General features: G+C 65.5%; 21 protein-coding genes and 1 pseudogene. 14 read left to right on the top strand and 8 right to left on the bottom strand.

What is annotated here, in order from left to right; all coding sequences use genetic code 11:
* The first annotated feature begins 19 nt into the window (after positions 1-19).
* The 4 genes from thiD (at position 20) to FXB41_RS19020 (ending at position 3,944) form a co-directional block, all read left to right on the top strand.
* Positions 20-820, top strand: coding sequence for a bifunctional hydroxymethylpyrimidine kinase/phosphomethylpyrimidine kinase (gene thiD, locus FXB41_RS19035; protein WP_219682827.1), 801 nt, complete (start codon positions 20-22; stop codon positions 818-820).
* A gap of 207 nt (positions 821-1,027) precedes the next feature.
* Positions 1,028-1,840 (top strand): UDP-2,3-diacylglucosamine diphosphatase, encoded by an 813-nt coding sequence (locus FXB41_RS19030; protein ID WP_007602023.1) that lies wholly within the window; start codon positions 1,028-1,030, stop codon positions 1,838-1,840.
* A gap of 13 nt (positions 1,841-1,853) precedes the next feature.
* Positions 1,854-2,897, top strand: a complete 1,044-nt coding sequence (locus FXB41_RS19025; RefSeq protein ID WP_219682826.1) for a glycosyltransferase family 4 protein — start codon at positions 1,854-1,856, stop codon at positions 2,895-2,897.
* Between the two features lie 63 nt (positions 2,898-2,960).
* Positions 2,961-3,944, top strand: a complete 984-nt coding sequence (locus FXB41_RS19020) for a threonine/serine dehydratase family protein (protein ID WP_219682825.1) — start codon at positions 2,961-2,963, stop codon at positions 3,942-3,944.
* Between the two features lie 438 nt (positions 3,945-4,382).
* Here FXB41_RS19020 and FXB41_RS19015 read toward each other — a convergent pair whose 3' ends face one another.
* A complete protein-coding gene (locus FXB41_RS19015; protein WP_219682824.1) occupies positions 4,383-6,203 on the bottom strand; it encodes a caspase family protein in 1,821 nt (606 codons plus the stop codon).
* Between the two features lie 164 nt (positions 6,204-6,367).
* Here FXB41_RS19015 and FXB41_RS19010 point away from each other — a divergent pair, with 164 nt between their 5' ends.
* Positions 6,368-6,811 carry an RbsD/FucU family protein gene (locus FXB41_RS19010; RefSeq protein ID WP_219682823.1) on the top strand — a complete coding sequence of 148 codons (444 nt, stop codon included), beginning with the start codon at positions 6,368-6,370 and terminating at the stop codon, positions 6,809-6,811.
* A gap of 30 nt (positions 6,812-6,841) precedes the next feature.
* Here the strand turns inward: FXB41_RS19010 and FXB41_RS19005 are convergent, their stop codons facing one another.
* Entirely contained in the window at positions 6,842-7,159 is a 318-nt protein-coding gene (locus FXB41_RS19005) for an antibiotic biosynthesis monooxygenase family protein (RefSeq protein WP_219682822.1), read from the bottom strand.
* Between the two features lie 87 nt (positions 7,160-7,246).
* Here FXB41_RS19005 and FXB41_RS19000 point away from each other — a divergent pair, with 87 nt between their 5' ends.
* Positions 7,247-7,642: a hypothetical protein gene (locus FXB41_RS19000; RefSeq protein ID WP_246648979.1), complete on the top strand. Its 396-nt coding sequence runs from the start codon at positions 7,247-7,249 to the stop codon at positions 7,640-7,642.
* 19 nt (positions 7,643-7,661) lie between these two features.
* Here the strand turns inward: FXB41_RS19000 and FXB41_RS18995 are convergent.
* Positions 7,662-8,011 (bottom strand): annotated as a pseudogene (locus FXB41_RS18995) (ADP-ribosylation/crystallin J1).
* Positions 8,012-8,024: 13 nt separating this feature from the next.
* Complete coding sequence (locus tag FXB41_RS18990; protein ID WP_219682821.1) at positions 8,025-9,422, bottom strand: hypothetical protein; 1,398 nt, start codon at positions 9,420-9,422, stop codon at positions 8,025-8,027.
* A 75-nt stretch (positions 9,423-9,497) separates the two neighbouring features.
* Here FXB41_RS18990 and FXB41_RS18985 point away from each other — a divergent pair, with 75 nt between their 5' ends.
* Entirely contained in the window at positions 9,498-10,694 is a 1,197-nt protein-coding gene (locus FXB41_RS18985; RefSeq protein ID WP_219682820.1) for an MFS transporter, read from the top strand.
* Here the strand turns inward: FXB41_RS18985 and dgcA are convergent.
* Positions 10,664-11,659 (bottom strand): N-acetyl-D-Glu racemase DgcA, encoded by a 996-nt coding sequence (dgcA, locus tag FXB41_RS18980; protein ID WP_219682819.1) that lies wholly within the window; start codon positions 11,657-11,659, stop codon positions 10,664-10,666. The two genes, FXB41_RS18985 and dgcA, sit on opposite strands and share 31 nt — an antisense overlap.
* A gap of 143 nt (positions 11,660-11,802) precedes the next feature.
* Between dgcA and FXB41_RS18975 the strand changes: the two genes are divergently transcribed.
* From FXB41_RS18975 to FXB41_RS18965, 3 genes are read left to right on the top strand one after another with little or no spacing between them, the layout of a single operon-like run.
* On the top strand, positions 11,803-12,936 hold the full coding sequence (locus FXB41_RS18975) for an MlaE family ABC transporter permease (RefSeq protein WP_219682818.1): 1,134 nt from the start codon (positions 11,803-11,805) through the stop codon (positions 12,934-12,936).
* A 2-nt stretch (positions 12,937-12,938) separates the two neighbouring features.
* Complete coding sequence (locus tag FXB41_RS18970) at positions 12,939-13,709, top strand: ABC transporter ATP-binding protein (RefSeq protein ID WP_007612400.1); 771 nt, start codon at positions 12,939-12,941, stop codon at positions 13,707-13,709.
* Positions 13,710-13,725: 16 nt separating this feature from the next.
* Positions 13,726-14,601: an MlaD family protein gene (locus FXB41_RS18965; protein WP_219682817.1), complete on the top strand. Its 876-nt coding sequence runs from the start codon at positions 13,726-13,728 to the stop codon at positions 14,599-14,601.
* 244 nt (positions 14,602-14,845) lie between these two features.
* On the opposite strand, the gene FXB41_RS18960 is transcribed toward FXB41_RS18965, so the two are convergent.
* On the bottom strand, positions 14,846-20,554 hold the full coding sequence (locus FXB41_RS18960) for an apolipoprotein A-IV repeat region-like domain-containing protein (protein ID WP_219682816.1): 5,709 nt from the start codon (positions 20,552-20,554) through the stop codon (positions 14,846-14,848).
* A 143-nt stretch (positions 20,555-20,697) separates the two neighbouring features.
* The gene (locus FXB41_RS18955; protein ID WP_219682815.1) at positions 20,698-20,952 is read right to left on the bottom strand and encodes a hypothetical protein; all 255 of its coding nucleotides are present in this window, start codon (positions 20,950-20,952) and stop codon (positions 20,698-20,700) included.
* Here FXB41_RS18955 and FXB41_RS18950 point away from each other — a divergent pair.
* Positions 20,951-21,325 (top strand): Hpt domain-containing protein, encoded by a 375-nt coding sequence (locus FXB41_RS18950; protein ID WP_219682814.1) that lies wholly within the window; start codon positions 20,951-20,953, stop codon positions 21,323-21,325. The two genes, FXB41_RS18955 and FXB41_RS18950, sit on opposite strands and share 2 nt — an antisense overlap.
* Positions 21,326-21,490: 165 nt before the next feature.
* Positions 21,491-21,811 (top strand): 2Fe-2S iron-sulfur cluster-binding protein, encoded by a 321-nt coding sequence (locus tag FXB41_RS18945; RefSeq protein ID WP_045008721.1) that lies wholly within the window; start codon positions 21,491-21,493, stop codon positions 21,809-21,811.
* Positions 21,812-21,823: 12 nt separating this feature from the next.
* Here FXB41_RS18945 and FXB41_RS18940 read toward each other — a convergent pair whose 3' ends face one another.
* Positions 21,824-22,291 (bottom strand): acyl-CoA thioesterase, encoded by a 468-nt coding sequence (locus FXB41_RS18940; protein ID WP_219682813.1) that lies wholly within the window; start codon positions 22,289-22,291, stop codon positions 21,824-21,826.
* A 180-nt stretch (positions 22,292-22,471) separates the two neighbouring features.
* Here FXB41_RS18940 and FXB41_RS18935 point away from each other — a divergent pair, with 180 nt between their 5' ends.
* Together FXB41_RS18935 and FXB41_RS18930 are read left to right on the top strand one after the other, a co-directional pair.
* A complete protein-coding gene (locus FXB41_RS18935; RefSeq protein ID WP_219682812.1) occupies positions 22,472-23,500 on the top strand; it encodes an NAD(P)/FAD-dependent oxidoreductase in 1,029 nt (342 codons plus the stop codon).
* A gap of 116 nt (positions 23,501-23,616) precedes the next feature.
* The gene (locus tag FXB41_RS18930) at positions 23,617-24,219 is read left to right on the top strand and encodes a DUF2147 domain-containing protein (RefSeq protein ID WP_219682811.1); all 603 of its coding nucleotides are present in this window, start codon (positions 23,617-23,619) and stop codon (positions 24,217-24,219) included.
* Positions 24,220-24,533 lie beyond the last annotated feature (314 nt).

Here is a 24,533-nt window from a genome sequence, read left to right as displayed (position 1 = left end):
AAACGCGGAATATCGCCCCATGACGACGCCCGTCGCACTGACCATTGCCGGCTCCGATTCGAGCGGCGGCGCCGGCATCCAGGCCGACCTGAAGACCTTTGCCGCGCTCGGCGTTTTTGGCGCTTCCGCCATCACGGCGCTGACGGCGCAGAACACCCGCGGCGTCACCGGCATTCATGCCGTGCCCGCCGAATTCGTCACCGCGCAGATCGACGCGGTGTTTTCCGATCTCGAGGTCGGCGCGGTCAAGATCGGCATGGTGGCGCAAGCCGCCAGCATCGATGCGATTGCGGCCGCGCTGTCGCGCTGGGCGCCCCGGCACATCGTGCTCGATCCCGTGATGGTGGCGACATCGGGTGATCGCCTGCTCGCGTCCGAAGCCGTCGACGCCCTCCGCATCAAACTGATGCCGCTGGCCTCGGTGATCACACCCAATCTGCCCGAGGCCGCGGCTCTGCTTGACGAACCGGTTGCGGCCAGCGAGGCCGAGATCGAGAGCCAGGGGCGCCGTTTGCTGGCACTGGGCTGTCGTGCGGTCCTGATCAAGGGCGGGCACGGCGAGGGCGCCGAGAGCATCGACTATCTCGTCGATGCCAGCACCTCGATCGCGCTCGCCGCACCTCGCGTCGCCACAAGCAACACCCATGGCACCGGCTGTTCGCTGTCCTCGGCGGTCGCCGCGGGGCTCGCCAGAGGCGAGGATCTCGAGCGCGCCGTGCGCAACGCCAAGACCTGGATCAGCGCGGCGATCGCGGCCGCCGACCGCTTCAGCGTCGGCCACGGCCACGGCCCGATCCATCATTTCCATAAGTTTTACTGAACGCGGGTCGCGAGCGCGCCGCGGTTCACCCATCGAACCCATGCAGTTCCGGGTTCTTGCGGAGGCCGCTGCGACGCCATGTCGCCTGATTGTCGCATGCGACTGATATTCGCGGGGTGGGCGAGGCAAGCGCGATTCGGTTCCGAAGGTGCCTCAAAGGTTCAATTGGTCATCCCCCTGTCACGGGACATTGTTACAGGCTGGCGCATGGGAAGTTACGATGTGAGTGACGAGAGCCCGGAGCGGCGCTTTCGCACGTTGTTCATCTCCGACGTTCATCTCGGAGCCCGCGGTTCTCAAGCCGATCTTCTGCTCGATTTCCTGCGTTTCCATGATGCCGATACGATCTATCTCGTCGGCGACATCGTCGACGGCTGGGCGCTGAAATCGAGCTGGCATTGGCCGCAATCGCATAACGATCTCGTCCAGAAGCTTTTGCGCAAGGCGCGCAAGGGCGCCAAGGTGATCTACATCCCCGGCAATCACGACGAGTTCCTGCGCAACTACTACGGCACGCATTTCGGCGGCATCGACGTGGTCGAGAACACCGTCCACACCGGCGCGGACGGCAAGCGCTATCTCGTCATCCACGGCGATATCTTCGACCTCGTGGTGCAGAACGCACGCTGGCTCGCCCATCTCGGCGACAAGGCCTACGACTTCGCGATCCAGCTCAATCGCTTCGTCAACTTCTTCCGGCGCATGTTCAAGGTGCCCTATTGGTCGCTGTCGCAATGGGCCAAGCAGAAGGTCAAGAACGCCGTCAATTATATCGGAGCGTTCGAGCAGGCGCTCGCCGCCGAAGCGCGGCGCCACGACGCCGACGGCGTGATCTGCGGCCACATCCATTACGCGGTGATCCGCGACGAGGGCGGCATCCGCTACATGAATTGCGGCGACTGGGTCGAGAGCTGCACGGCGCTGGTCGAGCACGACGACGGCCATTTCGAGATCATCACCTGGGCGGACCAGGCCGAGAAGCCGGCACAGGTCCCGCAGGTCGCAGCGAGAGCTGCATGACAAAGGCAACCTGATGCGCATCCTGGTCGCGACCGACGCCTGGCACCCGCAAGTCAACGGTGTGGTTCGGACGCTGACCAAGCTTGCTGATGCCGCCAAAAGTCTCGACGTCGAATTCTCGTTCCTGACGCCGCAATCGTTCCGCACCTTTGCGATGCCGAGCTATCGTGACGTGCGGCTGGCGATGCCACGGCCGGGGAGAATCGCGAAGCTGATCGAAGAGGCGCACCCCGACAGCATCCACATCGCGACCGAGGGGCCGATCGGCCTAATGGTCCGCCGCTATTGCCGCCAGCGCAAGCTGCCCTTCACGACCAGCTTCCACACCCGCTTTCCCGAATATGTCCGCGCCCGCGTGCCGGTGCCGGGCTCGCTGATCTGGCGGGCGCTGCGCCGATTCCACAGCCCCAGCCGCGCCGTGATGGCGGCGACGCCGGCGCTCGCCAGCGAGCTGACCGAGCGCGGCTTCGACAATGTCGTGCTGTGGCCGCGCGGCGTCGACACCCATTTGTTCCATCCCCGCGTGATCGATCTCTGCCTGCCGGCGCCGGTGTTTCTGTCGGTCGGCCGGGTCGCGGTGGAGAAGAATCTCGAGGCGTTCCTCGACCTCGACCTGCCCGGCACCAAGGTGATCGTCGGCGACGGTCCGGCGCGTGTCGCTCTGGAGGAGGCTTATCCGGACGCGATCTTCCTCGGCGAGAAGCACGGCGAGGAACTGGCGGACATTTACGCTGCCGCCGATGTCTTCGTGTTTCCGAGCAAGACCGACACCTTCGGCCTGGTCCTGCTCGAAGCGCTGGCGAGCGGGCTGCCGGTCGCGGCGTTTCCGGTGAAGGGCCCCCGCGACGTGATCGGCGACGCGCCGGTCGGCGCGCTCGATCACGATCTGCGCAGCGCCTGCTTCGCCGCGCTGGACGTCTCCCGGCAGGACTGCGTGGAATTCGCCGCCAACTACACCTGGGAAACCTCGGCCCGGGCTTTTATCGACAGCATTTTGGCGGTCGGCGCCGTGATGCCGGGCCGAAACGGAGCAGAACCGGCGCGATTCGTCGCCTGAGGGGACGAAAGCCTCGCGCGGAGATGTCTTGCTCGCGCCTCATCCGGCGCGATAACATCGGGCATGACAGAACAGCTCCTCCCGATCGGCCCTGCCGATATCGATGCCGCAGCACGCGTGATCGCACCCTTCGCCGTCCGCACCCCGCTGCTGTCCTTTCCCGTGCTCAACGAACGCGTCGGCGCGAAGGTCTATCTCAAGCCGGAGATGCTCCAGCGCACCGGCTCGTTCAAGTTCCGCGGTGCCTTCAACAAGGTCGCCTCGATCCCGCAGGACAAGCGCGCCGGCGGCGTGGTCGCGTTCTCCTCCGGCAACCATGCCCAGGGAGTGGCGGCGGCGGCCAAGATCCTCGACATGCAGGCGACCATCGTGATGCCTGCGGATGCGCCGTTGTCGAAGCGCGAGCGCACCAAATCCTACGGTGCCGAAGTGGTGCTGTACGACCGCGACCGCGACGACCGCGAGGCGATCTCGCGCGGCATCGCCGAGAAGCGCGGCGCGACACTGGTCAGGCCCTATGACGATCCCTTCGTGATCGCCGGCCAAGGCACCGCCGGCCGCGAGATCGCCGAGGACATGGCGGCGCTCGGTCTCGCCCCTGACGTCGTGGTGGCGCCGGCCTCCGGCGGCGGCCTGATCGCGGGCGTCGCGACCGCCGTGAAGGCACGCTACCCGCTGGCCCAAATCGTCGTGGCCGAGCCCGAAGCGTTCGACGATCACGGCCTGTCGCTGACCGCAGGGCATCGTGAGCCGCACGGGCCGGCAGGCCGCACCATCTGCGATGCGCTGATGGCCTTGATCCCCGGTGAGATGACGTTTGCAATCAACAGCAAGCTGCTCGCGCGCGGTGTCACCGCGTCGGACAAGGAAGTCGGCGCGGCGGTCGCGTTTGCCTATCGCGAGCTGAAGCTCGTGGTCGAGCCGGGCGGTGCCGTCGGCCTTGCCGCGCTGCTCGCCGGACGTCTCGACGTCGCCGGCAAGAACGTCGTCATCGTGCTCTCCGGCGGCAATGTCGATGCCGATCTGTTTGCCGAGCTGGTGGCCTGAGAGCAGTTTCCCTGTGGCCCATCCTTCGAGACGCCCGCTTCGCGGGCTCCTCAGGATGAGGACAGAGTGCGCGGCAGAAGCTTCAATCAGCACCGACGCCGATTAGCCTCATCCTGAGGAGACCGCGAAGCGGGCGTCTCGAAGGACGAGGCGCGCGCTCCGACCGCGTCAAAGGCTGATCCTGTCTATTCCCCCCTATGAAGAAGGGGCAGAGCGTCACCGCTCTGCCCCTTCTTTATTTGTCGTATGTGGGTTCGAACTCGCGGCTTTGCTCGGTGCAACCTCCCCCGCTTGCGGGGGAGGTCGGCGCGAAGCGCCGGGTGGGGGCTTCCTCCAAGCGGGGGTACTCTCGTAAGTCGCTAGCTGTCCCATTGCGGAGAAACCCTCTCCCCAGCCCTCCCCCGCAAGCGGGGGAGGGAGCGCACTTTCTTCGCGGCATCAGTGCATGAAACCGCCGTGGTGATTGTTGCCGCCGCTGTTCATGCTCGGAGCCTGGTTCATCGACTGATGGAAGTTGTTCCCGTCGTTGTTGACGATGCGGTTGGTCGGATTGAACTGCGGGCGGGTGTTCTGCTGGTTGTTCTGGACCTGCACCTTGTTCACCGGGTTGTCGTTGAGCTTCACGCCGTTGTTGATGCGGACCGGATTGTTCTGGGTCTGCACGACCGGCTTCGTATCGATGGTCGTGCCGCCCTTGCCGACATTCACCGGCATGCTCACGATCTTGCCAGAAGGGCTATTGGTCGTGCCGTTGGTGCCGGCATTGTTGCTGCCGCCATTCTGGTTGTTGGTCGCGGGCAGCGTCACGATCTTGCCGATGCCGCCGGTGTTGTTGGTGGTGGTGTTGGTCGGCGCAGGCAGGGTGACGATCTTGCCTGGGGTCTGCGACGGCGTGCCATTCGGCTGGTTATTGCCCGCCGGCAGGTTGACGAGCTGGCCGCCATTGCCGAGCTTGCCGATGCCGTTGTTGTCGCCCGACTTCTGCACGATCGGCAAATTGCCGTTCACTTGCGCGCCGCCATTACCCTGCTGCAGCGGCATGTATTTGGGCTGGCCGAGATTGCCGATCTTGAAGGTCGGGGCGATATTCTGCGGCGCCAGGAATTTGGTCGCCTGCATCAAGGGGATCTGCTTCGGCTGCATCTGGAGCTTGAGCGCGACCTGCGCATAGGGCGTGTTGCCGTAGCTGTCGTAGAAGTTCTTGTAGCCGAGCGGCGAGTTCGCGAGCACCGCCTTGTGCCAGGCCTGCGTGAGCAGCAGGTTGTTGAGCAGCCAGCGGACGTGGTCACACAGCGGGTCGTGCGGATACATCGTGATGAACTCCTGATAGTACTCCGGCCGCGCCTCGGACACGACGTAGTCATAGGCCTGACGGGTCGAGCGGCTCGGCAGGTTGGAGGCCATCTGCACCACAGGCGCATTCACCGGCGCGCGGCTGGCGGCGACAGCGGTGTCGCCGAAGAAGGTGAAGTCAGACGTCAGCGACGAGCTCTCCCACGGGATCTGCGCGCCGCTGGTGGTCTGGTTCACTTCGAGGCGCACGCGCTTGAACAGCTGCTCGATCGGCACGTTGGGCTCGCGCGCGACGTTCAGGAAGGCCTGCGTGTAGGGGCTGTGGCCGCCGGTGCCGTCCTGCGCTTCCGCGCCCGGTGCGGTCGAGTAACCGACGATTGAACCGTTCGGGGCATCGACGATGGCCAAGCCGCGACCGGCATCATTCACGTTTGGGAACGGGTTGTTGCGGCAGGCGTCGAGGATGACGATGCGCATGCGGCTCGGGATCGTCTCCAGCGTCGACATCACATCGACCAGGCGCACGGAGTTGTTGACGAGCTCGGTCTGGCTCGAGACCTTGGCATCGACGGGAACGAGGTAATTCTCGCCGGCGAGCTGCACGCCGTGACCGGCGTAGTAGACCATCGCCACCGTGTTCGGACCGCGCGCCGACACTTTGGCGGAGAAGTCCTGGACCACGCGGAGCATGTCGTTCTGGGTGAGGTCGGTCGCGGCGACCACTTCGAACCCGGCGGAGTTCAGGAATTTAGCCATGGACTCCGCGTCATTGTCGGGGTTGGCGAGCTGCGGCGCGTTCTGGTAGTTCGAATTGCCGATCACCAGCGCCACACGCTGTTCCGGACCTTGCAGCGCGGTGGGGGCCGGCTCGACCGGGGCGACTTGCGCGGAAACAGGCCCGCAGGCGAAGCCGAACAGGCTTCCCAGCAGGCTGGCCGTCATCAGAAAAGGTTTTAGGCGGAACATGGCGTGCTCCTTTGGCACTGATCTCGATACGAGATTGGTTGCCGGGGAGCTTGGCCGCGTTCGAGTTTGAGGTCCGTGATCGCCATCACCATGGTAGATTGCGTGATCTGAATCACGCTTGGAACCCGCCAAGGTGGGTGCACGATGGGAGGACAGTCCGTCACATGCTGAAATCGATCGATCCGATCCTCACGCCAGACCTGCTCTGGCTGCTGGCGTCCATGGGCCACGGCGACGACCTCGTTTTCGTCGATGCCAACCACCCCGCGGCACGCATCGCGCAGAGCACGAATTCGCAGCGCCTGATCCAGTTGCCGGGCATCAGCATGGAGACCGCGATCCGCGCTATCATGTCGGTCTACCCGCTCGACGATTTCGATCCCGATCCGGTGCGCGTGATGATGCCGGTCGACGATCCCAGCCGCGTCCCCGACGTGCAGCGCACGGTGCTCGCGGAGATCGAGCGTGCCGCCGGCCGGCCCGTCACGCCCGGAAAACTCTCGCGGCCGGATTTTTATCGCGCGGCGGCGGCGAGCTTTGGCGTCGTACAGGTCGGCGACAGCAGCAGTTACGGATGCTTCCTGATCAGGAAGGGTGTGATCAGCTAGCAGCGCGCGATCGAATGATGCGGGACGGCGTCACGCGTGCTCGAATGGTCCGACCTCGCGGATCACCTTGCAGATCTGCAGGAAGCCGCTGGCGTAGAACTCGGCATGTCCCCGCTTCATCGTCTCGACATGTTCGGGGTGAGTGCGCCAGGCTTCGAGCGCTTCCTCCGAGGCAAAACGGAACACGGTGAGCTCCTCGCCGTCCTCGGCCTTGAACGACTTGACCGACACAAAGCCGGGAAGACGGCTGACGATGTCGTACATGCGCGCGCCGAGCCGGTCGTGTTCGTCGACAGAGGCGCCGTCACGCAATTGCAGATCGCCAATGACAATCACTTCGCCAATCATGTTTCTACACCTTAATCGATAGGATTCCTGCCGCTCGATCTGCTATTCGGTTTCGTGAGGGCTTTGTTACTTGGCACTCGAATTTGAATGGTCATTCCGCAAGCGGCCGTCTATCGTCGATCCATGTCACGCTTTTTATGTCTATCTATCGCTATCGTCCTATCGCTGCTGCCGGCTGTCGCGCCGGCTGCTTCAATCCAAAAGCGTCCCAAGCAAGCCTGGCATGGCTACGGCTTCCTGCCGGGCTATCGCCAGCCGCTGAGCAACAGCATTCCGCTCTATAAGCAGAAGGAAGCGATGCGGCGGATGTCGCCCAGCGACCGACGCCATTGGTACATCGATCCAGTTCCGCAATATTACGGCTGGGATGGTGAGTGGCGCTATTTCGGCCGGCCCGGCTTCGGCGGCGGCCGCTACAATGGCGGCAGTTTTGGGCCGTGCTGGACGCGGACGCCGATCGGCGCAGTGTGGAATTGCGGGTGAGGGGCTGAGTGCGCGGCAGCTAGGGGAAGCTGCGGACGACCTCGATCAGGCCGACGATTGCGGGAAGCCATCGAGGTCCTCTGCCGGAATCCAGTACTCCAGATGTGAGCGGCCGCCCGCCTCCTGCACGTCGTATCCTTCGATGAAGCTGGGCTTGACCTGGAAGCGCGTCAAGAAGCCTGAGCCGTTCGCCGGGACGTTCCAATCGCGCGCGATCTTGATGGCGTAGTCTTCCGTCAGCACCGGATAGAAGATCGGCTGGTCCGGCAGGCGCGGCGGAAACGCGCGCATGCCGGATTGCTCGATTAGCTCCAGGTCTTTCGGTCCGACGGGACGCCAGAGGGTGAGGGTGTCTACGGTGGAGGACATGCGCTGCGTCCCCTTACGAGAAGAACGCGATCTTCTCGGCTTGGGTCATGCGGCGGATTGGCGCCATGGGGTCGTTTGCGGCGGCGCGGGGCTTCTGCAGGATGCCGCTGGCGAGGATGGTGGCGCCAAGTGAGGCTTCCGAAACCGGCGACGTCATCGGCAGCGTCGTGGCCTGCGCCGCGCCGAATGTCGCGGCGGCTGCCATGACCGGCGCCGGCTGCTCCATCACTTCGGCGGCGGCTTCCGCAATGGCGTTGGTGAGGCGCGCCAGCGACTCCATCGCGATCGGCGCTTCCTCTACAGGCTCCTCCACCACCGCTGCGGCGGAGACTGGCTCGGCTGCGGCCGGCTCCGATGCGATCGGCTCCGGTCTCTCGGCTACGATGGGCGCTGCGGCCTCCGCAACCACCGGCTCGGGAACGGTCGCTTCCAACTCGACCGGTTCGATGATCTCGTCGAATTCCGGATCGGGTGCGGCCATCTCCAGCGCGATCGCGTCGAGTATGGCTTCGTCCTCGGCTTCCGCTGCGGCATCGAGCGAAAATTCGTCCGTTACCTCCGCGAAGGCCTCAGTGGCCGGCTCTTCAAAAACGATGTCTTCAGGCGCGATCCGGCTCTCGGCGACGGTCTCCGGCTCAAGCGCGGCGTCCGTCGCCTGCTCGGCAACGGAGAAGGCCTCGGCGACGATTCCGGCCGCTTCCACGGCGGCTTCGGGCTCGATCGCCTCTGCGATGTCCTGCGGCGCCTCCGTAAAAGCCACGGCTGCTTCGCTGGCCATCGCCGCGGGCGCGGCCTCCGCCAGCGGAGCTTCCGCAACGGGCGACGGTGCCTCCTGCACCGGAGCCGGCGAGGGGCGCGCGGCCTGCGGCGTTGCGTCAGTGTCGGTCTGGTCGATCCGGTCCTTGAGCAGATCGAATGCGGCCTTGAGGTCGGCGCGGGGGTCGATGGTCGAAACCTGCGCGCAGGCCGCCTCGATGGAAGCGAGCTGCGAATCAATCAGGTCGCAGATTCGCCCGTCGGCGCCGATCTCGCGCCAGCGCCAGGAGATCTCCTTGATGATGCGCAGGCCGCGCGGGATCGGTGCGAGGCTCGCCTCGATCGCCCCCGGATCGAACGCCGCGATTGCGATCGTCTCGGCTTCGCGGATCGCGTGCCGGATCGCGACCAGCGCCTCGGGCAGCCGGTCCTCGACGACGGGTTGGCGCTGTGCCGCAAGGGTTTCTTCGATTTTCGCGACCGCGTCGAGCACCATGCGGGTATCGGCATTGCGGTTGCGCTTGGCGTATTCGCCGAGGAACCAGCGGCCGCGCGCGGTCTCCATGAAGGCTTCGCGGATCGCGTCGTAATCCTGCTCGTTCGGCTCGGCCGCGCGGGCAGACATAGGCGAGAGGGCGAATGCTTCGTTGGCCATGTCAATCTCGTCGCGCAAATCACCGCGCGTTACAGTAACGATCATCACGATATCGACCGAATCGCAATTGGTTTGATGGCAGGCGAATCACAAATCCCCATCGCAGCATCTCGGAAGCGGCGATTCGCCGTGAGCCTCGCGCTGTTCTATTCGGCCGTGTTCGCGGTGTCGGGAACGCATCTGCCGTTCTTTCCGGTCTGGCTGAAGGCGATCGGTATCGACGCGGCCTGGATCGGCCTCATCAACGCGCTGCCGGCGATCACGCGCTTCACCACGCTGCCGCAGATCACCGCCTTTGCCGAAAAGCGACATGCGATTCGCGCCGGCATGATGGTGTCCGTGCTGGCCACGGCGATCGGGTTCACGGCGGTCGGCTTGCAGCAGCAGCCGCTGGCGCTGTTCCTGATCTATGCGCTGACCTGCATGATGTGGACGCCGACCATGCCGTTGACCGACGCCTATGCGCTGCGTGGTGTCGCCCGCTACGGCCTCGATTACGGGCCGGTGCGGCTGTGGGGCTCGGCAGCCTTCGCGGCCGGCTCGCTCGCCTGCGGCTATCTCGTGGACCACATCGCGGCGCGCGATCTGATCTGGATCATCGTCGCCTGGGCCGTGGTTGCGGTCGCCGCCGGCATGCTGCTCCAGCCGCTCGACGATGTCAGGCGAAGGATGACAGCGGCGCACGCCGGCAAGGCGCTGCTGCGCGATGCCGGCTTCTGGGCCATCATCGTTTCGGCCGCGCTGATCCAGGGCAGTCACGTCGCGTATTATACGTTTTCGGCCATCAACTGGCAGGCCCAGGGCCTCGGCGGGCTGACGATCGCGGGGCTCTGGACGTTGGGGGTGATCGCCGAGATCGTCGTGTTCGCGCTGTCGCCGCGCTTCTCGCTGCACCCGTCCTCGCTCATGGCGATCGGGGGCGCGAGCGCGGTCGTGCGCTGGGTCGTCACCGCGCACGATCCGCCGCTCGCGCTATTGGCGATCGTGCAGCTCGGCCACGGCCTGAGCTTCGGGATGACCATTCTCGGCACGATGAGTCTGCTGGTGCAGCGCGTGCCGTCGCATCAGATCGCGCGGGGGCAGGGCTATTACGCCGCGTGCAACGGCCTGTTGGGTGCGACCACCTCGATCGCGTCAGGCGCGATCTACGCCCGCATCGGCGACGGCCTGTATTACGTCATGGCCGCGATGGCCGGTGTGGGTGCGCTTCTGATCTGGTCGGCGCGGCACCGGCTGAAAGCTCATCCCCACAGCGAGGCATCAGGCGGATAGACCAGGCTGTCGTCGTAACGAAGGCCATGATCGCGGTCGCGCGTCAGCAGCAGCGGGCCGTCGAGATCGACGAAGCGCGCCTGCGGCGTCACCAGCATCGCCGGCGCCATCGACAGCGAGGTTGCGACCATGCAGCCGATCATGATTTCGAAGCCAAGCGCCTGAGCGGCATCGGCCATCGCCAGCGCCTCGGTGAGGCCACCGGTCTTGTCGAGCTTGATGTTCACGGCATCGTAGCGCTCGCGCAAGAGAGCGAGCGAGTTGCGGTCGTGCACGCTCTCGTCGGCGCAGACCACCAGTGGCCGCTTGATCCGGGCCAGCGCGTCGTCCTTTCCGGCCGGCAGCGGCTGCTCGACGAGGGTGACGCCGACGGCCTCGCAGGCGGCAAGATTGTGCTCCAGATTGGCCTCGGTCCAGGATTCGTTGGCATCGACGATCAACTCGGATTCGGGCGCCGCCTCGCGCACCGCCGTGATCCGCTCCGGATCGCCGTCGCCGCCGAGCTTGATCTTGAGCAGCGGCCGGTGCGCCGCTTTGGCGGTCGCCGCCGCCATGGCCTCGGGTGTGCCCAGCGAGATCGTGTAGGCCGTGGTGCGCTCGCCCGGCACCGGGCGGTCGAGCAGGCTCCAGGCCCGCAGGCCGGCGGCCTTGGCTTCCAGATCGATCAGGGCACAATCCAGGGCGTTGCGGGCCGCCCCGGGCGGCATGGCGGCCTGCAGGGCCTGGCGGGTGAGGCCGCCGGCCACGGCCTCCCGCATGGCCTGGATGGCGGCAAGGGTCGCCTCGGCCGTCTCGCCATAGCGGGAATAGGGCACGCATTCGCCGCGGCCTGTCAGGGCGTCCCGGCTGACCTCGGCCACGACGGTGACGGCCTCGGTTTTGGCGCCCCGGCTGATGGTGAAACTGCCTGCGATGGGAAAGCGCTCGATTCGCGCGCCGAGAACCGGAACTTTGCTGGAAGTCATTTTGAACTCTGGCGAAATCTGAACCTGCTGGTTACCTGTGGCAACTAAGGTTAACCAGTTGGGGATACCTTCTCTGGGTAAGGGCGCGTGCGCAACCATCTGATTTCATCCGTTTCTCGCGCTCCGGCACGGGAGCGGCCATCTTGAACGGCGATCCGAAGCTGGAACGGATTGCAAAGGGCAATGCGCTGGCACTCTGCGCCACGGGGACCTGGACCGCGAGCTTCGCGCCGGTCCTGGAGCGGATGGTGGCTGACGCCGAGAAGCTCGCCGGCACCTCGCAAAGCATCTTCATCGACGTCTCCGAGGTCGCCAAGCTCGACACCTTCGGCGCCTGGCTGATCGAGCGGCTGCGCCGCAGCCTGACGCAGGGCGCCGTCGAGGCGCAGATCGCCGGCCTTTCCGCCAATTATTCGAGCCTCGTGGACGAGGTGCGGCGGGTCAGGGCGACGCCCGTCATCGACACCAGCGCGGTCACTATCACCGGCATGCTGGAGCAGATCGGCCGGACCGTGGCCGGTGTTGCCGGCACCGTGGCAGGCCTGATCGACATGCTCGGCGCGGTGCTCGCGGCGGTCGCGCGCACCCTGATTCACCCGCGCTCGTTTCGCCTGACCTCGACCGTGCACCATCTCGAGCAGGTCTGCTGGCGCGCGGTGCCGATCGTGGTGCTGATCACCTTCCTGATCGGCTGCATCATCGCCCAGCAGGGCATCTTCCATTTCCGCAGGTTCGGCGCCGACATCTTCGTCGTCGACATGCTCGGTGTGCTGGTCTTGCGCGAGATCGGCGTGCTGCTGGTCGCGATCATGGTCGCCGGCCGCTCGGGCAGCGCCTACACGGCCGAGCTCGGCTCGATGAAGATGCGCGAAGAGATCGACGCGCTGCGCACCATGGGCTTCGATCCCATCGAGGTGTTGGTGCTGCCGCGCATGCTGGCGCTGGTGCTGGCGCTGCCGATCCTGGCTTTCCTCGGCGCGATGGCCGCGCTCTATGGCGGCGGTCTCGTCGCCTGGCTCTACGGCGGCGTCGATCCCGAAGCCTTCCTGCTGCGCCTGCGCGACGCCATCTCGATCGACCATTTCATCGTGGGCATCGTCAAGGCGCCGGTAATGGCCGCTGTGATCGGCATCGTCGCCTGCGTCGAGGGCCTCGCCGTGCAAGGCAGCGCGGAATCGCTCGGACAGCACACGACGGCCTCGGTGGTGAAGGGCATCTTCTTCGTCATCGTCATGGACGGCGTGTTCGCCATCTTCTTCGCCTCGATCGGGATGTGACGATGGCAGGCGAGATCCAGAACCCCATCATCCGCGTCCGCGACATCACCGTGCAGTTCGGCGCGACGCGCGTGCTCGACGGGCTCGACCTCGACGTCAAGCGCGGCGAGATTCTCGGCTTCGTCGGCCCGTCCGGCGCGGGCAAGTCCGTGCTGACACGCACCATCATCGGCCTCGTGCCGAAGGTCGCAGGCAGCATCGAGGTGTTCGGCGTCGATCTGGATGCCTCCAATACGTCGCAGCGTCGCAACGTGGAGCGGCGCTGGGGCGTGCTGTTTCAGCAGGGCGCGCTGTTCTCCTCGCTCACGGTGCGGCAGAACATCCAGTTTCCGATGCGCGAATATCTGCGGGTGTCGCAGCGGCTGATGGACGAGATCACCATCGCCAAGCTCACCATGGTGGGTCTCAAGCCCGAAGTCGCCGATCGCTTTCCCTCGGAACTGTCGGGCGGCATGATCAAGCGCGTGGCGCTGGCGCGCGCGCTGTCGCTCGACCCGGATCTCGTGTTCCTGGACGAGCCGACCTCGGGCCTGGATCCGATCGGCGCCGGCGACTTCGACGAGCTGGTCAGGACGCTGCAGCGCACTTTGGGGCTGACGGTTTTCATGGTAACGCACGACCTCGATAGCCTTTACACAGCATGTGACCGCATCGCCGTTTTAGGTAACGGTAAGATCATTGCGGCAGGGTCGATCGCCGACATGCAGGCCTCGCAGCATCCCTGGCTGAGGCAATATTTCCATGGCAAGCGCGCTCGCGCGGTGATGGGCTGAGGTGCCGGAGTAGCTGATGGAAACGCGCGCAAATTACGTGCTGATCGGATCGTTCACGCTGGCGGTGATTGCCGCCGCGATCGGCTTCGTGCTGTGGTTTCAGTCGTTGCATACCACCAAGCAGCGCAGCCCCTTGCGCGTCGTGTTCGAGGGCCCGGCCGCGGGCCTGCGCAACGGCGGCAGCGTCAATTTCAACGGTATCCGGGTGGGCGAGGTGGTCTCGGTGAAGCTCGACAACCCGCGGCGGGTTGTCGCACTCGCCATGGTCGAGAACAACGCCCCGATCCGCAAGGACACCCTGGTTGGCCTCGAATTCCAGGGCCTGACCGGCGTCGCCGCGATCTCGCTCAAGGGCGGCGAGGAGGCAGCGCCTGCGCCGCCGCTCGACGAGGACGGCATTCCCACGCTGACGGCCGATCCCAACAAGCTCCAGGACGTCACCGAGGCGATCCGCGGCACGCTCCAGAACATCAACAAGATCGTCGCCGACAATCAGGAATCGGTGAAGAACTCGCTGAAGAATCTCGAGACCTTCACCAACTCACTCGCCCGCAACTCGGAGAAGATCGACGGCGTGATGGCCAAGGTCGATGGCGTCATGCTCAAGGCCGACAGCCTCATGCTCGGCCTCAACACGCTCGCCGGCGGCAAGGACGGCGGCGAGTTGTTTCTGGCGGTGAAGTCGATCCGCGAACTGGCCGACGATTTCGACAAGCGCTCCGGCGCATTGATGACCGACGGCCGCCGCACGCTCGGCGATATCAGCCGCGCCGTCAACAATTTCGACCGCAACCCGACCCGCGTCCTGTTCGGCGCCAGCAACAACGCGCCGCCAGCTGCACCGCCGCCCGAGCCGCCGAAGCCCGCCGTGCCGGAGCGCCGGCGGCAGTAGGCGTCCCAGATGTCGTCCTGGCGAAAGCCAGGACCCATACCGCGAGGTCCATCGATTGCGGTCGATGGCAGTACCGAACGACTGGTCTTCTTCGCCAAACTCCTCCCTGCGATAATGGGTCCTGGCGTTCGCCAGGACGACACCGAGTGCTTGGTCGACCGCTTCGTTCCGAATGACCCCCAAAACAAAACGGAGGCCGTAAGGCCTCCGTTTTCATTCGTCATGCGTCTTGGCGACTGACCGCCTACCCCAGCCGGCCCGCTGCGTGAGCGAGCAGCGTGTACACCAGGCCCGTCTCGGAGGTCAGGTGGTTGCGCAGCTCCTGCGGGCCGCGGCCGTCGCGGGCGACTTCATCGAGCAGGCGTTCGAACTCGGCGACATAGCGGTCGACCGTGGCCTTGAAGTTGCGGTCGGATCGATACTTGCGGGCGACCTCGTCAAAGGCCTTCTGGCCGGCGGGCGTGTAGAGGCGCTTGGTGAACGCCTTGTTCTCGCCGCGCTGGTAGCGGTCCCACATCTCGGACGCGAGGTTGCGGTCCATCAGCCGGCCGATGTCGAGCGACAAGGATTCCAGCGGATTGCCGCCACCTTGCGGAGCCTGCGGCTGCGGCGCCGGTGCAGCCTGGCGGCCGCGCTGGGGCTCACGTCCGGTGGGCGCACCCTGGTTGGCGTCCGTGCGGCTCAAGAGGTCCGACAGCCAGCCGTCACGGCCCTGGTCGTTGCCGGCCGGCGCCACCGGCGGGGCTTCGGTGCGGCGCGAGGAGGCGGGCATGCCGAGGTCCGGCGGCGGCAGCGTCGAGGCGCTGGCGCTCTCGCGCATGCGCGTCTCGGTGCTGCGCGCGCCGACGGCCGCCAGCATCGGCTCTTCCTGGCGCTGCACGCTGGCGCGGCCCGTCGTGGAGACGTCGAGGCCGCGGCCGTGCTGGGCCACGATGCGGTTGAGCTCGGCGAGGGCCTCGATCTGGTCGACGATTACCTTGCGCATCTGCGCAGTGCTCTCGGCAGCCTCCTGCGGCATCTCGAGCACGCCGCGGCGCAGCTCGTTGCGGGTGGCTTCGAGCTCGTTGTGCATCTCGAATGCCATCTGCTTCATGCTGGAGACGAGGTTGGTGAACTTCTCCGTCGACTGCTTGAACATCGCATCCGCCTCGTCGGTGGTCTGGCGGTAGATGTCGTGCATGGCCTCGACGGTCTGCCGGTGCTCCTCTTCGGAGGCCGACCGCACCGCTTCGAACTGGCGGGTGATCGCGGCGGAACCGGCGCCGGCGGTCTCCGCGACGACGCGGGCGATGTCGCGAGCCCGCTCTTCGGCGGCCGCCAGCGATTCATCGAGCAGACCGGTGAAGCGCGACAGTCGCTGGTCGAGATCGGCCGTGCGCAGGTCGATCGTGGTGACGAGCGATTCCAGCGCCTCCTTGCGTTCGGCGAGCGAGGCGGTGGTGTTCTTGTTACTCTGCTCGACGACCTGCGCGGCCTCGACCAGTGCCTTGCCGTGCGCGTCGAACTGGGTCGACAGCTCGCCGAGATCCTGCAGCGCCCGCGTGGTCTTGCTGTTGAAGACGTTGAGCTGGTCTTCCAGGTTCTGCGTCGCAGCGCCGTTGCGCGAGGTGACGTCGTTCATCGCCGAGACGAAGTCGGCGACGCGCGTCACCAGCGCCCGCTCGAGCGAGTTGAGGTTGTCGTGCGCACCGGTCAGCACCTCCTGGAGCAGGATGTTGCCTTCGCGCAGTCGCTCGAACAGGGCGACCGTGTCGGTGCGCAGGATCTTGCTGGTCTCCTGCATCTCGGTGACGGCCGCGATCGAGACCTGGCGCGATTGGTCGATCGCCGCGCGCGAGGCCTGCTCGAGGTCCTTGAGCGACTTGTTGACGGCACCCGTCGCCATCTCGCTCGCCGAGTTGATGGTTCGCGCCACCTCGGAGCCGTTGCCCATCATCGTCTGGGAGAACGCGTGGCCGCGCGTCTCGATCGACTTCAACGCGTCGGACGTGACGCGGTCGATGTCGAGCGTGAGCTGGCTGGTCTTGGAGCCGATCGCGTCCACGAGCGAACCGCGCTTGGCGTCGATCATGTTGGCGAGACGGTCGGACTGCTGCTGCACGTAGGTGACGATCTCGTCGGTCTTGCCGGTCATGGCCTGGCCGAAGCTGCTGCTGGCGGCGAGCACCGAGCGCTCGACGTCCGCCGAGCTCGACTTGACCCGCGAGCTCGCCTCGTTGGAGGCGTTGATCAGCGCGTTCTGGGCGTTGAGCGCGCTGGTCTGGATGTCGGTGGTCGCGTTCGCGGTGGCCGTGCTCAGCGTACGCTCGATCTCGCTCGAGATCGTGCGGATCTGGCTTGCGGCATCCGCCGAGGTCGAGGTCAGCGAGGTCTGTGCCTCACGCGCGCTGTTGAGGATGGTCGAGGCGGTGTCGGCGCCGACCGAGGTCAGCGTGCGCTCGATGTCGATGGTCAGCGACTTGATTTGGCTCGCAGCGTCCGTCGAGGCGGAGATCAGCGTGCCCTGGGCCTCGCGTACGCCGCTGGTGAGCGCCTCGATGGTGGCGCCGCCGGCGGTCGCCAGCGCGCGCTGCATCTCGGCCGCCAGCGAACGAACCTGGCCGGTCTGTTCGGCGGAGACCGCCAGCAGGGTGCTCTGGGCATCGCGGGCGCTGGTCGTGATCGTCTCGGCAGTCGACTGGCCGACTTGCGAGAGCGACCGATGCACTTCGGCGGCAAGGGACTTGACCTGGCTCGCCGCATCCGAGGACGCGTTGACGAGCGTGCTCTGAGCTTCGCGGGCGCCGGTCATGATGGTCTCTGCCGTCGCGGTGCCCGCCATCGAGAGCGAGCGCTGCACGTCCGAGGACAGCGCCTTGATCTGGTTGGCGGTCTCGCTCGAGGCCGCGATCAGAGCGCTCTGCGCATCGCGGGCGCCGGCGGTGATCGATTCCGCCGTGGTGGTGCCGGCCATGGACAGCGAGCGCTGCACGTCGGCGGTGAGGGTCTTGACGTGGTTAGCCGCGTCCGAGGACGCCGTGACAAGCGTGGTCTGCACCTCGCGGGCACCGGCCAGGATCGAGGCGGCGGTCGCCGAGCCTGCCGACGACAGCGTGCGTTCGACGTCGGCCGCGAGCCCCTTGATCTGGTTGGAGGCATCGCCCGACGCGGCGACCAGCGTCGACTGCGCTTCGCGGGCGCTGGTCAGGATGGAGTTCGCGGCACCGGTGCCGACAGCGGTCAGCGCGCGCTCGACCTCGGCGGAGGTCATCTTGAGCTGGGCGTTGACGTCGGAGGAAACCGTCATCAGCGACTGCTGCGCGGTGCGCGCACCGGTCTGGATGGTCTCGCTGGTGTTGACGACGAGGTTGGTGAGCGAGCGCTCGGCGTCCTCGACGTGCGAGCGGATCGCGGTCGAGATCATCTCGGCGCGGGACATCATGTCCTCGCTGGCCTGGCGTCCGCTGCTCTCGATGCGGCCGGCGACGGCCTCGACGCGTGAGCCGAGCAGGTCCTCGAACTGCGCCACGCGCACGTCGATGTCGCTGGCGACCGAGCCGACCTTGGTCTCGATGGCCTGCTGGATGTCCTGGAAGCGCGCCGTGACCGTGTCGGTCAGGTGCATGCTGCGGCCGTCGATGATCTCGGTGACGCCGGTGATGCGGCGGTCGACCGCCTCGATCGCCTGCGCGGTGCCGTCGGTGAGTGTCGAGGTCAGGAGGGTGAGACGGGTATCGATCGACTGCACCGCCTGCGAGGCGCCGTTCGTCACCGCGGTGGTCAGGTAGGTGAGGCGCGTGTCGATGGATTCGAGCGCCTGCGACGCGCCGCCGGTGAGGGTGGTCGTCAGATGCGTGAGGCGCGTGTCGATCGTCTGGATGGTCTGCGATGCGCCATCCGTCAGCGAGGTCGTGAGGTGGTTGAGACGGTTGTCGATCGTCTCGATCGCCTGCGATGCGCCATCGGTCAGCGACGTCGTGAGATGGGTGAGGCGGGAGTCGATCGACTGGATCGCCTGCGCGGCACCGTCAGTCAGCGACGAGGCGAGCGTGTTGAGCCGTCCGTCGATGGTCTCGGTGACCGACTTCGCACGGGTATCGAACGACTGTTCGAGCGCGGCGACGCGGCCGACGAGCTGCTCGTCGAAGGTCTTGATGTGACCATCGATCGTCGAGTCGAGACCCGAGATCTTGCCGTTCAGCGAGGCGTCGAGGTTGCTGACGCGCTCGCCAACCGTGGTCTCGAACTGCACCAGGCGCTGGTCGAGCACAGCCGTGATCGCGCCGCCGTTGGCGGTGAAGCGGGTGTCGAAATTGTCGACATAGGTCTTCAGCGATTCATGGATGTCCTGGGTGCGCTGGCCCATCCGATCGACGATCTCGCCGCCGAAGGTTTTCACGGTGCGGTCGAACTCGGAGATGTGGCGGGTGATCAGGGCGCCCAGCGTGCCGGAGTCGCGTGCGAACTTCTCGACCAGCTCGGTGCCTTGATTCTTCACCAGCTCGTCGAAGGCGCTCATCTGCAGCGACAGCGAGTCGTGCGCGGTCTCGGTCTGACTGACGACCTTGGCGACCAGCGTGTTGACGGTGGCGTCGAGCGCTTCGCTCGCCTTGTCGCCGGAGGTCATGATGTGGCCGGCGAGGCGGTTGCCGGCGTCGTCGATCTTGGCGGAGAGGTCGTTGGAACGCAGCTCGAGCTCGAGCAGCAGCGAGTCCGACGAATTCTTCAGGCTGTCATGCACCTGCTCGGTTCGCTCGGAGATACCGTCGACGATCGCGGCGGAGCGCTGCTCGAACTCGCCTGTGATGCGGTCGATGCGCTCGTTCAGCATTTCGTGGACGCGGTCGGCGAGGTCGACGAACTCGTCGTGGACATGGCCGGTCTTGAAATTGAGGCTGGTGGTCAGTCGCTCGCTGGCGTCGAGCACCGCGCGGGTGGTCTCGTTGCTGGCCTCCTCGAGGCGGTCGAGGAGGTCGCCGCCGCGCTCGCCGAGGGCGAGGATCATGTTGTCGCCGGCGTTGCTGAGCGCACCGGTGATGTGGGCGCCGCGCTCTTCGAGCGCGCCGGTGATGGACTTGGCGACCTCGTCGACGCGCGAGGCAATCGCGTCCGAGATCAGCGCGATGTCATGGCGCAAATCGATCTGCACGCCGGAGATGGCGCTGCGGACCTGCTCGGCCTGGCCGACCAGATTGTCGCGCTGATGCGCGATGTCCTGGAGCAGGGCGCGGATGCGCACTTCGTTGTCGGAATAGGCGCGTTCGAGCGCCGCGACCTCGTTGGCAACCAGCGTCTCGAGTTCGCCGGCGCGCGCGATGGCGCGCTCGATGCCGTCGCCCATCGCCGCGACCTCGCGGCGGATGGCCTGGCCGACGGTCACCATCGAATCCGAAGCCGAGCCTTCCGGCTCGGAGAAGCGGATCGCAACCTGCGCCATCGCCTGTGCGACCGAGCTCATTTGCTGGCCGCGCCAGACGAGGCTCGCCAGGAAGAAGAACAGCATGATCGGCGCGAAGAACATCGTGACGAGGCCGGCAATGGCCAACACGCCGCCGCTCTGGCCCATCGCCGCCTGGATCGAAGGCAGGAAACCGACCGTCAGCGCGGCGCAGGCCGCCAGCCAGATGACGGTGAAGATTGTCGCGCCGGTATAGATGTTGCGGGTCGGGCGTCCCGTTTGCAGCGTTTGCAAGAGCTGGCCGATGGTCGCACGGTCGTCATTGGCGGCGCGGCGCGAGGAGCGCGGCTCCTCGACCTGATCGAACATCGCGCGTTCGTTCGCGGCGGGACGCGGGTCGAAGCTCGGTTCGTCGAACATCGGGGGAGCCGGTGGCGCGACCGGGGGCGACGTTTCGCTGCGCATCGAGGCGTTGCGGCTGGTGTCCGCCGCCGTGTCGCTGATGTTCAGGGCTTCCTGGATTGCAGAAAGCGCATCTTCTGTCGGGTCTTTGACCTTTTTCGGAGTGTTTGCCATGTTCAGTCCGAGCCCTCGTTACTTGTACGCGTCCCCCCGCGAGCTCTGCGCGCTACGCAAGCCCACAGTCCGGATCATGCCGCTTGCGCGGATCTCCGAGCCATCCCCACCCGGACGGCTTGTCCGCCAATTTCTCCAACATCCTATTGGCAGAGCGTCGCGAATGAAATGCCCGCGATTAAGACATTCTTAATCATCGTTAACAGGATCGCGCCGTAAGGCCTTAGCAATAAATGCAATTCTCCACTGGACTCGCCGGATTGCGGCAACTTTTCGTCAATAAGCAGGCAGATTTGCGCAAAACGGCCGGAACATTTCGTTAACCATTTCCGTGCTTGGGTGGAGGGAACTTGACCGCCGGACCGGCGGACATCGCGCGATGCCGGGGCCTGCGCCATGACTCCTGAACTGCAACGGATGGACTGGATGCCCTCGCCCCCGCTTGCACCCATCGACAGCCCGCTCGACCTCGATCATCTCTCCCGCATGACGCTCGGCGATTCCGAGCTGGAACAGGAAGTGCTGGCGATGTTTGCCGAGCAGGCGGTGCGCCTGATCGCGGCGATGGCAGCGCTTCCGGCCGAGGCCGGCGCACTCGCCCACAAGCTCAAGGGCTCGGCGCGCGGAATCGGCGCCTTTGCGGTGGCGGACGCCGCAGCCAGCCTGGAGACCGCGATCCAGACCGGCCAGGGCCGGCCTCACGCCTTCGCTGCGCTGAAAGAGGCGGTGACCGAGGCGCGCGCCGCCATCGAGGCGATCCTCAACACTTAGGCGACAACACGAGACCCGTACTCTAGTCTTTTGTTTTGACGGGTTTTCTTCCCGCGAAGCGGTATTCGCGACTTCATCAAAACGCTATGGCGCCGGGCTGACCGACCCGTTATAGGACAGCCCGGACCCTCCTTCATTCCCTAGATCGCGGCAGCACGAGCACACATGGCCAAAATTCACTTTGTCGATCACAAGGGCGAAACCCGTACGGTGGACGTCGAGAACGGCGCAACTGTGATGGAAGCCGCCATCCGCAACAGCATTCCCGGCATCGAGGCCGAATGCGGCGGCGCCTGCGCCTGCGCCACCTGCCATGTCTATGTCGACGAAGCCTGGCGCGAGAAGGTCGGCAGCCCGACGCCGATGGAAGAGGACATGCTCGACTTCGGCTTTGACGTGCGCCCGAACTCGCGCCTGTCCTGCCAGATCAAGGTCTCCGACGAGCTCGACGGCCTCGTGGTGGCGACACCGGAACGCCAAGCCTAAATTTCTTAGCTGTCATGTGCTCGGCGGCGCGACCTCGATGCCGCGCTTGTGCCAGGGTCTGAGCTTCTCGAGCACTTCCGCGATCAGTGGCGTTGGCCGGCGCGACGCTTCGTCGATCATCACGGCGACGGATGTCGCCGATGCAATGCACTTCCCTTCCGAAAACACCACCTGCTCGAACGTCACCGACGTTCGTCCCAGCTTCGCGACGCCGAGGCCGAGCTCGATCGTGCTCGGCCAATGCAGCTCCGCGCGAAAATGGATGTCGAGCCGCACCATGATCCAGGCAAGGCCCGGCGGCGTCAGGCCGTATTCCGGAAGCTTCATTAGCGTGACACGGCCGGTCTCGAAATAGGTGGCGTAGACCGCGTTGTTGACGTGCTGGTTGGGGTCGAGATCACCGAAGCGGACATTGTCGCTGAGGCGAAAAGGGTAGTCCTCCAGGCGCGGCGTCGTATCGAGGCGGCTTGGTGCGTTCACCGATTGATCTCCGTCATATCGTTGCTCGTTACAGCCCAGTTATCCTGACCCGGCAAGTGGGCCCGGCTGCGGGGCGCTCCCGCTTTTATGCCTTCCCTGATCCATCCCCGTTGGCTAGACAGGCAGGGTCACCTCGGCCCACAGGGCGCCGTCCCACCGAACGACCGATAAAGAGACGATATGAGCGACGCGATCAAAACCGATGTGCTGATTATTGGCGCCGGCCCCTGCGGTCTGTTCGCCGCTTTCGAGCTGGGCCTTCTCGACATGAAGACGCATTTCGTCGACATCCTCGACAAGGTCGGCGGCCAGTGCGCAGAACTCTATCCGGAAAAGCCGATCTACGACATTCCCGGCATTCCGCAGGTTTCGGGGCAGGGCCTCACCGACGCGCTGATGGAGCAGATCAAGCCGTTCCATCCGACTTTCCATCTCGGCGAGATGATCGAGACCGTGGAGAAGATCGGCGATCCCCTGTTCCGCTGCACGACGGACGCCGGCAAGGTGTTCGAATGCAAGGTGCTGGTGATCGCTGCCGGCGGCGGCTCGTTCCAGCCCAAGCGTCCACCGGTGCCGGGGATCGAAGCCTATGAAGGAAGTTCGGTGCACTACGCCGTGCGCAAGATGGAGACGTTCCGCGACAAGAACGTGCTGATCGTGGGCGGCGGCGATTCCGCGCTCGACTGGACGCTCAATCTGCATCCGATCGCCAAGCGCATCACGCTCTTGCACCGTCGCGACGATTTTCGCGCCGCCCCCCACAGCGTCGAGCAGATGCGCGCGCTGGTCGCGGCCGGCAAGATGGATCTGCGCCTCGGCCAGGTCACCGCGCTGTCAGGCAACGAGGGCAGGCTGAGCGGCGCCACCGTCAAGGGCAACGACAACAGCGTCAGCGAAATTACCTGCGACACCATGCTGCCGTTCTTCGGGCTGACCATGAAGCTCGGTCCGGTCGCGAACTGGGGCATCGCGCTGGAGAACAATCTGGTGCCGGTCGAGACATCCGCGTTCGAGACCAACGTGCCAGGCATCTTCGCGATCGGCGACATCAACACCTATCCCGGCAAGATCAAGCTGATCCTGTGCGGTTTCCACGAGGGCGCGCTGATGTCGCAAAAAGCCCATCGCTACGTCTATCCGGAGAAGCGGCTCGTGTTCCAGTACACGACCTCGTCCTCCAGCCTGCAAAAGAAGCTCGGCGTCAACTGACGGCGGCGGGCGATGCCCCATGTTTCTGGTGCTGGAACAGTTCGCGAAATCGCCGTAGTCTGCGGCCATTGCAATTGGCGGCTTAGCAAGGCGATTGGCTCAGCAAGGTGATGATAATGCGGACTCTCTTTTCCAGCTTTCGGCTGTTCTCGCTCCTCGCGCTCGCGATGTCGCTCGGTGCGGTGAGCCCGGTTGTGGCGCAAGTGCAGCAGCCGACCGCCGCAGGCCTCTGGCAGAAGGTCGAAGACGGCAAGACGGTGGGATGGTTCCTCTTCATCGACCACAACGGCATCTTCGAAGGCGTTATCGCAAAAACCTTTCCGCGGCCTGGCGACGACCCGAACGAGATCTGCGCGAAATGCACGGACGATCGCAAGAACGCGCCGGTGCTCGGGCTTTCCTTTATCCGCGACATGAAGCGCGACGGTTTGAAGTATGACGGCGGCAACGTGGTCAATCCGCGCGACGGCAACATCTGGAAGGCCAAGATGACGGTCAGCCCGGATGGGCAGACGCTGACGATGCGCGGTTTCCTCGGCATCTCCCTGTTCGGCAAGGACGAGACCTGGACGCGTCTTCCCGACGCCAACATCGCGCAGGTCGATCCCGCCATCGTCGCCAAATATCTCCCGGCGCAAGCGACCGCCGCGACCAAACCCGCGCCCGTGCCCGCGGCGAAGAAGGGCGGCGCGATGATGGCGCCGGCGCCGAAGCAGTAGGGTCTAGTCGCGCGCTATGGCGCCCAAACTTCCGTAGCTCCACACACCGCCGTCATTGCCCGCCAAGGCGGGGACTCCAGTAGGTCGCAGCCTCTCCGCGTTCTTGCGCGGTGTCCGTGGCCCCCGTGCGCAATCGCGCATGCGGCCGGCTGAGACAGCGGAGATCTTGGCGCGCGAGTAGCAGTCATACCCGTCGAAAGACCAATGCGTGCCGGACGCGCTCCAGTAGTTCCCCGGAATGCGCGGTGGCGCCGGATTTGCATAGCTATCCGCAAAGCTGTTGGGGGAATGAGTCGCCGTCCTTGACGCCCTTC

It is taken from the genome of Bradyrhizobium canariense (genome assembly GCF_019402665.1).
Classification (GTDB): domain Bacteria; phylum Pseudomonadota; class Alphaproteobacteria; order Rhizobiales; family Xanthobacteraceae; genus Bradyrhizobium; species Bradyrhizobium canariense.
This window is presented reverse-complemented; position numbering and strand designations above follow the sequence as displayed.